We start from the raw sequence: 14633 nt of genomic DNA, 5'->3' as shown, positions 1-14633 counted from the left end.
TATGGCATTAGAGAACGCTCTTATTCAACAAAAATTAATGGAACAATTCGGATTAAAAGTATCTGATTTCGTTCTAATACATGATATTTTAACTTTCGAAGTAGTTTCAGATGCTATTGTAGAAGTTATGAAATTCTTAAAAGAAGATACTACCTTACGTTTCAACTTTTTAACCGATGTTTGTGGTGTACATTATCCTGAATATGAAGCCAGTCGTCAATTAGGTACAGTATATCACATGCACAATTGGATTGATGGTGTTCGTATCCGCATCAAATGCTTTCTACCGATAGATAACCCTGAAATTGACTCTGTTACAGCTCTCTTTTTAAGTGCTAACTGGCAAGAACGCGAAACCTATGATTTCTACGGAATCAAGTTTAAAGGACATCCGCAATTAAAACGTATTTTGAATATGGATGAAATGACAGTATTTCCAATGCGTAAGGAATTTCCATTAGAAGATGGTGGGCGTACAGATAAAGACGATCGTTTCTTTGGAAGAACTACTCATAATTGTTAATAAAACTGAAAATCAATGTCAGAGTTATTATTAAAACCAGAAGAGCGTTATGCTAGCATCATCGAAAAAAGAAGAAACGAGGATGGTAGCGAACTTGCTATATTGAATTTAGGACCTACTCACCCTGCTACTCACGGTATTTTCCAAAACATCCTTTTAATGGATGGAGAAAGAATTATTGATGGAGAAGGAACAGTAGGTTATATTCACCGTGCTTTTGAAAAAATTGCAGAAAACCGTCCTTTTTACCAAATCAATGTCTTGACAGACCGAATGAACTATTGTTCATCGCCTATCAATAATATGGGTTGGTGGATGACTGTAGAAAAAGCATTAGGAATTGATGTTCCTAAACGGGTACAGTACATGCGTGTCATTGTAATGGAATTAGCGCGTATTGCTGACCATATTATTTGTAACTCTATTTTAGGAGTAGATACAGGTGCTATGACGGGATTCTTTTATGTATTTGAATATCGTGAAAGAATTTATGAAATCTACGAAGAAATTTGTGGTGCACGTTTGACTACTAATATGGGACGTATGGGTGGTTTTGAAAGAGATTGGTCACCAGAAGTTTGGAGAAAAATCGACTCTTTCTTAGCGGATTTCCCTGCGGTTTGGGCTGAATTTGAAAGCTTACTAAATCGTAACCGTATCTTCATGGATAGAACTATTAACGTGGGTCCTATCGCTGCTGAAAAAGCCATGAGTTATGGTTTTACAGGTCCTAATTTACGTGCAGCGGGTATTGATTATGATGTGCGTGTAGCACAACCGTACTCGTCTTACGAAGATTTTGAATTCAATATTCCAGTTGGAAAATCAGGCGATACGTATGACCGTTTCTGTGTGCGTAATGCAGAAGTTTGGGAAAGTATCAGCATTATCAAGCAAGCTTTAGCTAAAATGCCTGAAGGTCCTTTCCATGCGGATGTTCCAGAATATTATTTACCTCCAAAAGAGGATGTATATACCACTATGGAATCACTAATTTGGCATTTTAAAATTGTCATGGGTGAAGTTCCAGTGCCATTAACTGAGGTGTACCAAGCAGTTGAAGGAGGAAATGGTGAATTAGGTTTTTACTTGGTAACTGACGGAAGCCGTACACCGTATCGTTTACATTTCCGCAGACCTTGTTTTATTTATTACCAAGCTTATATCGATATGGTTAAAGGGCAAAACTTATCAGATGCTATTGCTACTTTATCAAGTTTAAATGTTATTGCGGGAGAATTAGACGCTTAATGCTATGGAAAAACACGATTATACCCATTATAAACAAGAAATAAATATCACACCAGAGTTAATGACGCGTATTAATGAATTAATCAGTCATTATCCTGATGATAAACGTAAATCGGCTTTAATCCCGGTATTACACGAGGTACAAGATGCACATGATCACTGGTTAAGCTATGCGTTGCAAGACAAAGTAGCCGAAATTCTTGGAATAAAACCAGTAGAGGTTTACGAAGTAGTTTCTTTCTATACCATGTTCAATAGAAGACCTATTGGTAAATATATGTTTGAGTTTTGTCAAACCTCTTGTTGTGCTACACGTGGCGTAGAAAACCTAATGGATTATACTTGCGATAAGTTAGGTGTAAAATTAGGCGAAACTACCCCCGACGGATTATTTGAAGTGCGTGGCGTAGAGTGTTTAGGTGCTTGTGGTTATGCGCCTATGTTACAATTAGGAGATTTTTACCACGAACATTTAACAAAAGAAAAAATAGACCAACTTATAGAGGACTGTAAAGCTGGTAAAGTAACATTATTGGATAAATAGTGCTATGGGAAGAAAAATATTATTAGAAAAAATAAATATCCCGGGAATCAAAACCTATGAAGTATACCGTCAAAATGGAGGTTATGCTTCGGTTGAAAAAGCATTAAAGCAAATGACTCCGGATGAAGTAACTGAAGAAGTAAAGACTTCAGGTATTCGTGGTCGTGGTGGTGCTGGTTTCCCTGTGGGAATGAAATGGAGCTTTATCGATAAAAAATCAGGTCGTCCTCGTCACTTAGTTTGTAATGCTGACGAATCGGAGCCAGGTACTTTTAAAGACCGTTTCTTAATGGAGTATATTCCTCACTTATTAATTGAGGGTATGATTACTTCTTCTTACGCATTAGGTGCTAATTTATCGTATATCTACATCCGTGGTGAGTATATGTGGGTTTTCAAAATTTTGGAAAGAGCCATTAAAGAAGCTTACGCTGCGGGTTGGTTAGGAAAAAACATTTTAGGAACTGGATACGATTTAGATTTACACGTGCATTGTGGTGCTGGTGCTTACATTTGTGGAGAAGAAACAGCATTAATCGAATCGTTAGAAGGTAAAAGAGGAAATCCACGTATTAAACCTCCATTCCCAGCAATTTCTGGATTATGGGCTAATCCAACTGTAGTAAACAATGTAGAATCTATTGCAGCAGTGCCTTGGATTGTAATGAACAAAGGGGAAGAATATGCTAAAATTGGTGTGGGTCGTTCTACTGGGACTAAATTAATATCAGCTTCTGGACATATTAAAAATCCTGGTGTTTATGAAATTGAATTAGGTCTTACAGTTGAAGAATTTATGAATTCTGATGAATACTTAGGCGGTATGATTGATGACCGTCCTTTGAAAGCGTTAGTGCCTGGTGGTTCTTCTGTGCCTATTTTGCCACAGCATTTAATTTATAAAACAGCCAATGGTGATGATCGTTTAATGACTTACGAATCATTATCTGATGGCGGTTTTGCAACAGGTTCCATGTTAGGTTCAGGTGGATTCATTGTTTATAATGACACTACTTGTATCGTTCGTAACACTTGGAATTTCTCACGTTTCTATCATCATGAATCTTGTGGTCAATGTACCCCATGTCGTGAAGGTACAGGTTGGTTAGAAAAAATCCTTTGGAGAATTGAAAACGGACAAGGACGTGAAGAAGATATCGAACTGTTATGGAGCATTCAATCAAAAATTGAAGGAAACACCATCTGTCCATTAGGAGATGCAGCTTCGTGGCCAGTAGCAGCAGCTATTCGTCACTTCAGAGAAGAATTTGAATACCACGTTCGTTTCCCTGAAAAAATTAAAAATAGAGACCACTACGTAAATGAACCTTTCGAAAAAGTAAGACATTTAGTAGCGAAGCAAACAATATAAAGCCCCTCCCAACCTCCCCAAAGGGGAGGAGCAGGAGACTAAATAATATTAACTTAAATTTCCCGATTCCCCCTTTGGGGGTTAGGGGGCTGATAATATGAAAGTAACCATAGACGGACAATCGATAGAAGTCGAACCAGGAACAACCATCCTGCAAGCGGCTCGTATGATAGGAGGCGAAAGCGTGCCACCTGCCATGTGCTATTATTCGAAGTTAGAAAAAACCGGAGGTAAATGCCGTTGTTGTTTGGTTGAAGTAACCAAAGGAAGCGATGCAAACCCAACTCCTATGCCTAAGCTTGTTGCCTCTTGTGTAACAGGTGTAATGGACGGTATGGAAGTAAATAGTAAAAATTCTACCCGTGTGGAAGAAGCACGTAAATCGGTAACAGAGTTTTTATTAATCAACCACCCTTTAGACTGCCCTATATGTGATCAAGCAGGGGAATGCGATTTACAGAATTTGAGTTTCCAACATGGTAAGTCAGAAACTCGTTTTATTGAAGAAAAACGTACGTTTGAACCAGAAGATATCGGTCCAAATATTCAGTTACACATGAATCGTTGTATCTTATGTCAACGTTGTGTGGCGGTTGCTGACCAATTAACAGACCACCGTGTTCATGGTGTGATGGATAGAGGTGACCATGCCAATATTTCAACTTGTATTTCTAAAGCTATCGACAACGAAATGTCAGGAAATATGATCGATGTTTGTCCAGTAGGTGCTTTAACTGATAAAACTTTCCGTTTCAAATCACGTGTATGGTTTAGTAAACCGTATGATGCACACAGAGATTGTGACAAATGTTGTGGTAAAACTACGGTTTGGATGTTTGGTAACGAAATTCAACGTGTGACCGGTCGTAAAGATGAGTTCCATGAAGTCGAAGAGTTTATCTGTAATACATGTCGTTTTGATAAGAAAGATATTAAAGATTGGACTATCGAAGGACCTCGTAAATTCGAAAAATTCTCGGTAATCAACCGAAACAAATATGCGCTTAACGCTCCAAAAGTGGAAATCCAAACAGAAGACCAAATCTTATTAGGACGTGAGCAAGACCGTAAGAAAATTAGTATGACCAATGTTCCTTTAGAGAACACTGAAAATTCAAAAAAATAAGAAATGGACAGTGCGATTATTATAGAAAAAGGAATTCTTATCGTAGCCGTTTTTGCTATTACGATGTTAGCGGCTATGTATACTACCTTAGCAGAACGTAAAATTGCAGCTTGGTTACAGGACCGTATTGGTCCTAACCGTGCAGGTAAAGGAGGTATTTTACAACCTTTAGCAGATGGTTTGAAATTATTTGCTAAAGAAGAGTTTATGCCTGATACACCTAATAAATTCTTATTCATATTAGGTCCAGCTATTTCCATGAGTATGGCATTAATTACCAGTGCGGTATTGCCTTGGGGTAATTCACTTGAAATTTTCGGGAGAACAGTTATTCTACAAGCAGCAGAGTTAGATGTATCTATTTTATATGTTTTTGCAGTTTTATCTATCAGTGTTTATGGTATTATGATAGGTGGATGGGCATCAAACAATAAATATTCCTTAATGTCTGCTTTGCGTGCTTCTTCACAGATGATTTCTTACGAAGTAGCTATGGGATTAGCTATCATTGCTGTGATTATGATGAATGGTAATTTAAGTTTAAGAGAGATTGTTTCGCAACAACACGGAATGAACTGGAATATCTTTTACCAACCTTTAGGTTTCATCATCTTCTTAGTTTGTTCTTTTGCGGAAACTAACAGAACACCTTTCGATTTAGCTGAATGTGAGGCGGAGTTAATTGGTGGTCACCATACAGAATATTCATCGATGAAAATGGGATTCTATTTATTTGGTGAGTATGCGGCAATGTTTGTTTCGTCAGCTATCATTTCACTTTTATATTTTGGAGGTTACAACTATCCTTTTATGGATATGGTTGCTGAAAGCTTAGGTCAAAATGCTGCTAACATCATTGGAATTTTAGCTTTATTTTCAAAAATATTGTTTTTCATCTTCTTCTATATTTGGGTGCGTTGGACTATTCCACGTTTCCGTTATGATCAGTTGATGAATTTAGGTTGGAAAATGTTAATTCCACTAGCTATTGCCAATGTAGCGATTACAGGAATTGTGATTGTGATTGCTGATAAAATGTAATTTTTGAGGCTTATATTTGGCTTCTTAAATTAAAATTTAAATTAATTTATTAACGCCTAATTTATTAGTATGAGCCAAAAAGAAATTTCAATCCCTGATGAAATTATTTCTAATAAGATTTATTTCATAAGAGGTCAAAAGGTGATGTTGGATAAAGATTTAGCAGAACTTTACCAAGTCGAGACTAAAAATTTAAAACGTCAGGTTAGAAGAAATATTGAAAGATTTCCTGAAGATTTCATGTTCGAACTAAACGAGGAAGAATTTGAAATCTTGAGGTGCCAAATTGGCACCTCAAGTTGGGGAGGGACAAGATATAGACCAATAGCTTTTACTGAAAATGGTGTTGCTATGTTATCTAGCGTACTAAACAGTCCAACAGCTATTAAGATGAATATTCAAATTATAAGAGTTTTTACTAAAATTCGTGAAGCTTTATCAGATAATTTGAACATTAAATTAGAAATCGAAGAAATTAAAAAGAAACTTTCTAATCACAGTAAAAACATCGAACTAGTATTTAACTATCTAGATGAACTCATTGAAAAGAAAGGTAATACAAAAGAAAGAAACCAAATAGGTTATAAAAAGTGATAAAATGTCAATAGAAACCATTTCATTATCAGGAAGAAAAAAGGAGGTCTCTAATAAGAAGATGACTTTCTGGGAAAGCTTGTATCTGGTTGCGATTGTTAAAGGATTGTTTACCACGATTCGTCACTTGTTCAAAAGAAAGGTAACTATCAAGTATCCTGAGCAAGTACGTCCGTTCAGTCCTGTTTATCGTGGGCAACATATGTTGAAACGTGATGAGCAAGGTCGTGAAAATTGTACGGCATGTGGTATGTGTGCGGTAGCTTGTCCTGCAGAGGCAATTACCATGACAGCTGCTGAACGTCAAAAAGGAGAAGAGCATTTGTACAGAGAAGAAAAATATGCTTCAACCTATGAAATCAATATGTTACGTTGTATTTTCTGTGGTTTATGCGAAGAAGCTTGTCCTAAAGATGCGATTTATTTGACAGAATCAAAAGTGATTGTAAAATCAGCATCTAATCGTGAAGATTTTATTTACGGTAAAGATAAATTAGTAATGCCATTAGATATGGCTATTAAGAACTCAAAAACAAACTAAAATGTCGATAATTACGCTTTTCTATATTTTAGCTGCGATTACTCTTGCTACAGGTTTTATGACTGTGGTAAGTAAAAATCCTATCCATAGTGCCATTTATTTGGTGTTATGTTTCTTTAGTATTGGAGGACATTATTTGTTATTCAATGCGCAATTCTTAGCCTTAGTACACATTATAGTATATGCTGGAGCTATTATGGTTTTGATTCTATTCACCATCATGTTGATGAACTTGAACAAAGAAAACGAACCCAATAAAGATATGCTATCCAAAATATCTGCTACACTCGCCTTTGGATTATTAGCTTTTGTGTTATTGGCAACATTTGTTAAAGCAATGCCTACAATTCAAGAGTATAAAAACGCAGGTGCCGATTTCCAATCGATTAAAGTGTTGGGTAAAGTGTTATTAAATGAATACATGGTACCATTTGAATTTGCTTCTGTATTATTATTAGTAGCAATGATAGGTGCAGTATTATTGTCTAAAAAAGAAAAATCAATTCAATAAGATGGAGAATATTTTATCACAAATAGGAATTGAAAACTATATATACTTAGCAGTTTTACTGTTTAGTATTGGAGCTTTTGGTGTGTTATACCGTCGTAATGCAATTATTATGTTTATGTCGGTTGAAATTATGTTGAATGCAGTAAATTTATTACTTGTTGCTTTTTCAACCTATCATCAAGATGCACAAGGACAAGTATTCGTATTTTTCTCTATGGCAGTAGCGGCGGCAGAAGTTGCTGTTGGACTTGCAATCTTGGTTTCTATCTTTAGAAATACAGGTTCGATTGATATTGATAATTTAAAGAATTTAAAAGGATAAATACTAATGGAAAAGAATTTAGCTTTAGTATTATTGTTAGCGCCTTTATTTGGTTTTTTAGCCAATATATTTTGGGGTAAAAAAGCAGGAAAAGGCTTTGTAGGATTGTTAGGAACGTTATCTATTTTAATATCTTTCTTTGCAACAACTTATTTTTTCACTTTAATCCAATCGACTGGAAAAGGTGTTCAAATTGATTTATTCCAATGGATTTCTTTGGAAAAATTCAATATTAACTTTTCATTCCTATTAGACCAATTATCGGTTTTATGGTTATTATTCGTAACAGGTATTGGTACACTTATTCACATGTATTCGGCTAGCTATATGCACGACGATGAAAACATACATAAGTTTTTTGCTTACTTAAACCTATTCGTATTCTTTATGATTACGTTAGTTATGGGAAGTAACTTATTAATTTTATTCATCGGATGGGAAGGAGTAGGATTATGTTCGTACTTGTTAATTGGATTTTGGTATAAAAACCAAGACTATAACGATGCAGCAAAGAAAGCTTTTATCATGAATCGTGTTGGGGATTTAGGATTGTTAATCGGAATCTTTATTTTAGCGTATGTTTTTGGAAGTTTAGAATATTCAGAAATTGCTCACGGTATTTTTGATAAAGGTTTAGCAACTAAAAATGCAGGATTATTATCAGTGGCTGCTTTATGTTTATTCATTGGCGCTACAGGTAAATCAGCCCAAGTACCCTTATACACTTGGTTACCTGATGCGATGGCAGGACCCACTCCAGTATCGGCATTAATACACGCCGCTACGATGGTTACCGCGGGTATCTTTATGGTAACACGTTTAAACTTTGTGTTTGATTTAGCGCCAGCAGTACAACAAATCATTGCTATAATTGGTGCTGCTACGGCAGTGCTTGCAGCTGCTATCGGTTTGGTTCAAAACGACATCAAAAAAGTATTAGCTTATTCAACAGTATCTCAGTTAGGTTTAATGTTCTTAGCTTTAGGTTTAGGTGCTTATGAAGTAGCTGTTTTCCACGTAATCACGCATGCTTTCTTTAAAGCTTGTTTATTCTTAGGTTCGGGTTCAGTAATTCACGCTTTACACGGAGAACAAGATATGCGTAATATGGGAGGTTTGAAAAAAGTAATGCCTATCACGTATATGACCATGTTGATTTCTACTTTAGCTATTTCAGGTATTTTCCCTTTTGCAGGTTTCTGGTCAAAAGATGAAATCTTGATGACAGCTTTCCATGGTAGTAAAGCATTATGGGTTGTAGGTTCTGTTGCATCCATTATGACAGCTTTCTATATGTTCCGATTAATGTATTTGACTTTCTTTGGTGAATTCAGAGGTACAGAAGAACAAAAGAAACATTTGCACGAAAGTCCATTGTTAATCACTACTCCCTTAATGATTTTGGCGGCTTTAGCTGTAGTAGGTGGGGCAATCAATTTACCAGGTAGTACGTGGTTATCGCATTATTTAGCTCCTTTATTCCATAAAGCACACGAAGCGCATCATTTAGATGGAACAGCTTATGTTTTAATGACTATTGCAACAGTTGGAGCATTAATTGGTATTTATTTAGCTTATTCAAAATATATTGCGAAAAAACAAGTTCCAGTTCAAGATGAACAAATGGAAGGTTTTGCTAAAGTAGCGTATGACAAATTTTACGTAGATGAAATCTATGAAGCGGTTATTGTAAAACCTATTTACCAATTGTCTCATTTCTTTAGAAAATATACTGAAGTTATTATTTCAGAAACAGTATTAGGTTTTGCCAAAACAGCTCAACTATTAGCCAACCAAGGAAAATTAATTCAAAATGGAAATATAGGAGTGTATTTATTAGCCTTTGTAATAGGTCTATCTTCCATTTTGGTTTATATATTTTTAGTTTAATACAATAGTACAATGAACGTATCATTTTTACTTGTTTTATTATTATTCGGATCAGTTGCCACTTATTTATCAGGAAATAAGTTCGCAAAGAGTGTAGCCCTTATCGTTAGTTTAGCTGCCACCGTATTCTCTTTTTATACCTTGAATGTTTTTCAAAGTGCTAGTAATCCTAGTTTTATTCATCAATGGATTGAATATCCTAATATATATGTAGCGTTAAAAGTAGATGGTTTATCTCTGGCTATGATCTTGTTGTCAACGATACTTACCACAATAATAATTTACACATCTTTTGGAAATTCATTTGGAAATAGTAAAGTATTCTATTCCCTAATAGTTTTTATGAATTTTGCGATGGTCGGAACTTTTTTAAGTGTAGACGGATTAGTGTATTATATTTTTTGGGAGTTAGCCTTATTGCCTATCTATTTTATTGCCTTATTATGGGGAAATGGAGATTTAGAGGAGCGTAAACGTGCTATTATGAAGTTTTTTGTATTTACACTAGCAGGTTCGCTATTTATGTTAGCCGCTTTTGTGTATTTATTTCAAAAGGCAGGCTCTCTATTATTAGTAGATTTATATGCTATTCAGTTAACAGAAACAGAGCAATTATGGATATTTTCAGGTTTCTTTTTAGCGTACGCTATTAAAATTCCTATTTTTCCATTTCACACATGGCAAGCCAATACATATCAAAAAGCACCAGCTGTTGGCACAATGCTATTATCAGGAATCATGCTAAAAATGGGATTATATAGTATTATACGTTGGCAATTACCGTTAGCGCCATTAGCAGCTAAAAACTATATGAATGTATTTTTAGTATTGAGTATAATCGGGATAGTTTATGGTTCTGTAATTGCTTTAAAACAACGTAACTTAAAAAAGTTATTAGCATATTCTTCATTAGCACACGTTGGATTAATAGCTGCTTCAATCTATACACTTTCTTTAGATGGATTAAGAGGAGCCGTTTTACAAATGATTGCACATGGTTTTGTAGTAGTAGGTTTATTCTTTGCTGCTGAAGTTATAGAAAGACGTTTTAAAACCCAAGAAATTGCTGATATGGGAGGTATTCGTATTCAAGACTCAAAATTTGCTTCTGTGTTTATGATTATAATGTTAGCATCAGTGGCATTACCTTCAACTTTTAATTTCATTGGTGAGTTTACAGCTTTGTATAGCTTGTATAATATAAATATTTGGTTTGCCGTAATTGCGGGAACAACGATCATTTTAGGAGCTTTTTATATGTTAAAAATGTTTCAAAATGTGATGTTAGGTGAAACAAATGTTAAAACTTTTGAAACTATAGACTCAAAAGAGATTACTGTTTTTATAATCTTGATTGCTTTTTTATTATTTTTTGGATTATATCCAAAGCCAATCAGTGATTTAATCACGCCAGCATTAAAAGAAATCGTTTTAAAAATTAATATTATAAATTAAATTGAGATTTTGAGATTATATTTTAAAATCTAGTTTCAAAAATCTTAAATCATTATTATAGATGAATACATTAGTTGCTATATCAGGATTAGGAGTAATTGTCATGTTAGCTGAAATGCTAAATGCAAGGAAAGCTATTGTACCTATAACCATCGTTGGGTTATTAGCCATTTTAGGTTATAATATTTCTGAGTATAATCTTTTGGGAACTTACTTAAACAACATGATGTTTGTTGACCGTTTTTCTGTCGCTTTTTCTAGCTTGTTTATTGTTATTGCCATTTTTCTTATTGCAATGGGAGGTGAATTTTATAAAGAAAAAATGTCTAGAATTTCGGACTTTGTTTCTATAAAAGTTTTTCTCTTGGCAGGAGGGGTAGCCATGGTATCTTTTGGAAATTTAGCGATGTTTTTTTTAGGAATAGAAGTACTTTCTATTTCATTATATGTTTTAGCTGCAAGTAATCGTTTAAATTTACGTAGCAATGAAGCAGGAATGAAGTATTTTTTGATGGGCGCATTTGCTTCAGGTGTTATATTGTTTGGTATTACTTTAATTTATGGCGCTACAGGAAGTTTTGATTTACAAACAATTTATCAAATAGTGCATACTACAACTTATCCTCAATGGTACAATATAGGTTTGCTATTTTTGTTAATAGGAATGCTGTTTAAAGTGGCAGCTGTGCCTTTCCATCTTTGGTCACCTGATGTTTATGAAGGTTCACCTACACTTACAACAGCAACTATGGCAACTTTAGCAAAAGTGATTTCTTTGGCAACTCTATTAAAATTAACTACGATATTAGTTCCCTTTCAAACCTATCAATTTCAATTATTAATTGTAGTAATTTCTATATTGTCTATGATAGTAGGAAATTTAATGGCATTACGTCAAAATAATGTTAAACGCATGTTAGCCTTTTCAGGAATATCACATGCAGGTTTTATGTTAATGACTTTACTCATTACCAATTTAGCAGCCAATATGTTGTTTTATTATGCAGCTGCTTATGCCATTTCAGGATTAGCTATTTTTACTGTGGTTTTATATGTTACAAAAGATAAAGAAAATGAAACTATTGATCTTTTTAATGGTTTAGCAAAAACACATCCTATTGCGGCATTAGTTGTAACTACATCATTACTTTCCATGGCAGGAATTCCTATTTTTTCTGGTTTTTTTGCTAAGTTTTTCTTGTTTAATCAAATTATGAACTCTGGTTGGATAGTGTTAGTTATAGCGGCTATTATAGCGTCTATAATAAGTGTAGGGTACTATTTTAGATTAATTTTAGTTATGTACACAAAAATGCCATATAATGAAGAAAAAGCTAAAATGCCTGTCGTTTATTTAGTGTTAGGCATCATAGGTTTAATAGCTAATTTGATGATTGGTTTCTTTCCAAATGCCTTGTTATATGTAATAAGATAAAAAAATAATATTTTTAAAAAGGGAGATGTTTAAATTTTTAAATATCTCCCTTTTTTATTTATAACTGAATTATTACTTGTTCGGTTTGATTAGAAACGCATTAGGGTATTTTTTCTTTAACTCTAATAGTTTTTTTTCAGCTTCTATTCGTGTTCTAAAATTACCAATCCAAACTTTATAAATAGGAGTATGAAATACAATAGTTCCGTCTAAATTTCTATTGTTTTTACGAAATTCAATCAATGTTTTTTTAGCCTCTTCATTTTCTCCTGTGAAAATTTGAATTTTGAAATAATCATAAAGAGGAATATTGTTGTTTATTTTTCTTTTTTCATTTAAAAGTTGTTCAAATCTGGGATCTTGCTGAATGTTTTTTTGCGCATTTTGCGCGCTTATATTGATGCTGAAAAAAGAAGAAATGTAAATGTAAAACGCAGATTTACAAAATGTTAAAATATTCATAATAAATGATTTTTTAAGCAAATGTAAGGTATAATTCAAAAATAAAGCCTTTTAAATTATTTAGAACAATTATAAATTAATATTTAAGATATATTTAAGGTTTTGAGAATACTTCATAAGTCGTATTTTTGTCGGAGTTTTTTAAATGGTGTATTGTATTCAGTGCAATTTGTACTGTAGAGAATATACCAAATTTAGATGATAACCATTTAATTTATGAAAAAGGTGGGAAACCATAAATCGTTTTTAAGAGTAGTAGCGTTAAATCTAGCGTTTCTATTATCTGTTTCTTTAAGTTCTTTTGCTCAAGAACCTGCTGCTTCAGCTCCAGCTGATGCTGCTGCGGCTCCAGCTGCTGCCGGAGATGCTGCTGCGGGGAAGGCTTTGTTTAACGCAAATTGTGCAGCTTGTCACAAGTTAGATGCTAAAATGACAGGTCCGGCGCTTCGTGGTGTTGCGGAACGTCGTGATAGAGCTTGGTTAGGACAGTGGATTAGAAATTCAAAAGGTTTAATTGCATCAGGAGATGCTGATGCTGTGAAAGTTTTTGAGGAGTTTAATAAGGTTCCTATGACAGCCTTTCCTCAGTTATCAGATGCTGATATCGATAACATTATAGCCTATACTTCAGAGCCTAAAGAAGAAGTGAAAGCATCAGTAGCTGGTTCAGTTGCTAATGGTCAAAGTGCTGATTCTTCCGGTGTTTCTAACAATGTTGTGTTAGGGTTGTTAGCTGTTGTGTTAGCGGTTTTAGTAGGTATGTTGTACATGGTTTACAATACTTTACGTAAAATTTCTGCTGCTAATGGAGTAGAAGTTAAAGATCGTAAGTTAAGTTTGTTGCCTTTATGGAAATCGTTTGCTAGAAATCAATTCTTAGTGTTGGTGTCTACTATCTTATTGATTTTGGTAAGTGCTTATTTTGCTTATGGTTATTTAATGCAAGTAGGTGTAGATCAGGATTATGCTCCAATTCAACCTATTCATTACTCACACAAAATTCACGCAGGTGATAATGGTATCGACTGTAAGTACTGTCACTCTGCGGCTCGTACGAGTAAAAATGCTGGTATTCCATCATTAAACGTTTGTATGAATTGTCATAAAAACATCTCTGAATTCCAAGGGGATAAAGATTCTACCTATGTAGAATATACTAAGGAGTTCTATACTGCAGAAATTCAGAAATTATACGATGCAGTAGGATGGGATAAAACGGCTCAAAAATATACAGGTAAACAAAAACCTGTTAAATGGGTTAGAATTCATAACTTACAAGATTTCGTATACTTTAATCACTCTCAACACGTTTCTGTTGCTGGTATCGAGTGTCAAAAATGTCATGGTCCTGTTGAGACTTTCGAAATAATGAAGCAATATTCTCCATTAACTATGGGATGGTGTGTAAATTGTCACCGTGAAACAGCTGTTAAAGTAGAAGGAAATGCCTACTATGAGAAAATCCATGCAGAACTTTCTAAAAAATATGGTGTAGACAAATTAACAGCTGCACAAATGGGAGGTTTAGAATGTGGTAAATGTCACTACTAATAATTTATTAAGAAG

The 14633-nt window shown here is 34.3% G+C and carries 15 protein-coding genes; 14 read left to right on the top strand and 1 reads right to left on the bottom strand.

Going from position 1 to position 14633, the window contains the following annotated elements; genetic code table 11:
* Position 1 precedes the first annotated feature (1 nt).
* The 13 genes from NAB20_RS01990 (at position 2) to NAB20_RS01930 (ending at position 12605) form a co-directional block, all read left to right on the top strand.
* Complete coding sequence (locus NAB20_RS01990; RefSeq protein WP_375605425.1) at positions 2-523, top strand: NADH-quinone oxidoreductase subunit C; 522 nt, start codon at positions 2-4, stop codon at positions 521-523.
* A gap of 15 nt (positions 524-538) precedes the next feature.
* Positions 539-1774 carry an NADH-quinone oxidoreductase subunit D gene (locus tag NAB20_RS01985; protein ID WP_375605424.1) on the top strand — a complete coding sequence of 412 codons (1236 nt, stop codon included), beginning with the start codon at positions 539-541 and terminating at the stop codon, positions 1772-1774.
* Positions 1775-1778: 4 nt separating this feature from the next.
* A complete protein-coding gene (gene nuoE / locus NAB20_RS01980) occupies positions 1779-2318 on the top strand; it encodes an NAD(P)H-dependent oxidoreductase subunit E (protein ID WP_105195326.1) in 540 nt (179 codons plus the stop codon).
* 4 nt (positions 2319-2322) lie between these two features.
* On the top strand, positions 2323-3690 hold the full coding sequence (nuoF, locus tag NAB20_RS01975; RefSeq protein ID WP_375605423.1) for an NADH-quinone oxidoreductase subunit NuoF: 1368 nt from the start codon (positions 2323-2325) through the stop codon (positions 3688-3690).
* 97 nt (positions 3691-3787) lie between these two features.
* Complete coding sequence (locus tag NAB20_RS01970; RefSeq protein ID WP_375605422.1) at positions 3788-4816, top strand: 2Fe-2S iron-sulfur cluster-binding protein; 1029 nt, start codon at positions 3788-3790, stop codon at positions 4814-4816.
* A 3-nt stretch (positions 4817-4819) separates the two neighbouring features.
* Positions 4820-5857, top strand: a complete 1038-nt coding sequence (gene nuoH, locus NAB20_RS01965; RefSeq protein ID WP_105195323.1) for an NADH-quinone oxidoreductase subunit NuoH — start codon at positions 4820-4822, stop codon at positions 5855-5857.
* 69 nt (positions 5858-5926) lie between these two features.
* Positions 5927-6451, top strand: coding sequence for an ORF6N domain-containing protein (locus tag NAB20_RS01960; RefSeq protein WP_375605421.1), 525 nt, complete (start codon positions 5927-5929; stop codon positions 6449-6451).
* A 4-nt stretch (positions 6452-6455) separates the two neighbouring features.
* A complete protein-coding gene (gene nuoI, locus NAB20_RS01955) occupies positions 6456-6992 on the top strand; it encodes an NADH-quinone oxidoreductase subunit NuoI (RefSeq protein ID WP_105195321.1) in 537 nt (178 codons plus the stop codon).
* Between the two features lies 1 nt (position 6993).
* Positions 6994-7503: an NADH-quinone oxidoreductase subunit J gene (locus tag NAB20_RS01950; RefSeq protein ID WP_088391680.1), complete on the top strand. Its 510-nt coding sequence runs from the start codon at positions 6994-6996 to the stop codon at positions 7501-7503.
* 1 nt (position 7504) lies between these two features.
* Positions 7505-7825: an NADH-quinone oxidoreductase subunit NuoK gene (gene nuoK, locus NAB20_RS01945; RefSeq protein WP_041253135.1), complete on the top strand. Its 321-nt coding sequence runs from the start codon at positions 7505-7507 to the stop codon at positions 7823-7825.
* A 6-nt stretch (positions 7826-7831) separates the two neighbouring features.
* Positions 7832-9715 carry an NADH-quinone oxidoreductase subunit L gene (gene nuoL / locus NAB20_RS01940; RefSeq protein ID WP_375605420.1) on the top strand — a complete coding sequence of 628 codons (1884 nt, stop codon included), beginning with the start codon at positions 7832-7834 and terminating at the stop codon, positions 9713-9715.
* Between the two features lie 12 nt (positions 9716-9727).
* Positions 9728-11170, top strand: coding sequence for a NuoM family protein (locus NAB20_RS01935; protein WP_105195318.1), 1443 nt, complete (start codon positions 9728-9730; stop codon positions 11168-11170).
* Positions 11171-11231: 61 nt separating this feature from the next.
* Positions 11232-12605 (top strand): NADH-quinone oxidoreductase subunit N, encoded by a 1374-nt coding sequence (locus tag NAB20_RS01930; protein WP_105195317.1) that lies wholly within the window; start codon positions 11232-11234, stop codon positions 12603-12605.
* 72 nt (positions 12606-12677) lie between these two features.
* Here the strand turns inward: NAB20_RS01930 and NAB20_RS01925 are convergent, their stop codons facing one another.
* Positions 12678-13067, bottom strand: coding sequence for a sporulation protein (locus NAB20_RS01925; protein WP_105195316.1), 390 nt, complete (start codon positions 13065-13067; stop codon positions 12678-12680).
* Positions 13068-13283: 216 nt separating this feature from the next.
* On the opposite strand from NAB20_RS01925, the gene NAB20_RS01920 reads away from it, so the two are divergent.
* Positions 13284-14618, top strand: coding sequence for a c-type cytochrome (locus tag NAB20_RS01920; RefSeq protein ID WP_105195315.1), 1335 nt, complete (start codon positions 13284-13286; stop codon positions 14616-14618).
* The last annotated feature ends 15 nt before the right edge of the window (positions 14619-14633 follow it).

The sequence above is a fragment of the Flavobacterium davisii genome, assembly GCF_042182265.1.
Lineage (GTDB): Bacteria > Bacteroidota > Bacteroidia > Flavobacteriales > Flavobacteriaceae > Flavobacterium > Flavobacterium davisii.
Note: the sequence above shows the minus strand (reverse complement) of the source record. Positions and strands in the feature narration are given on the sequence as shown.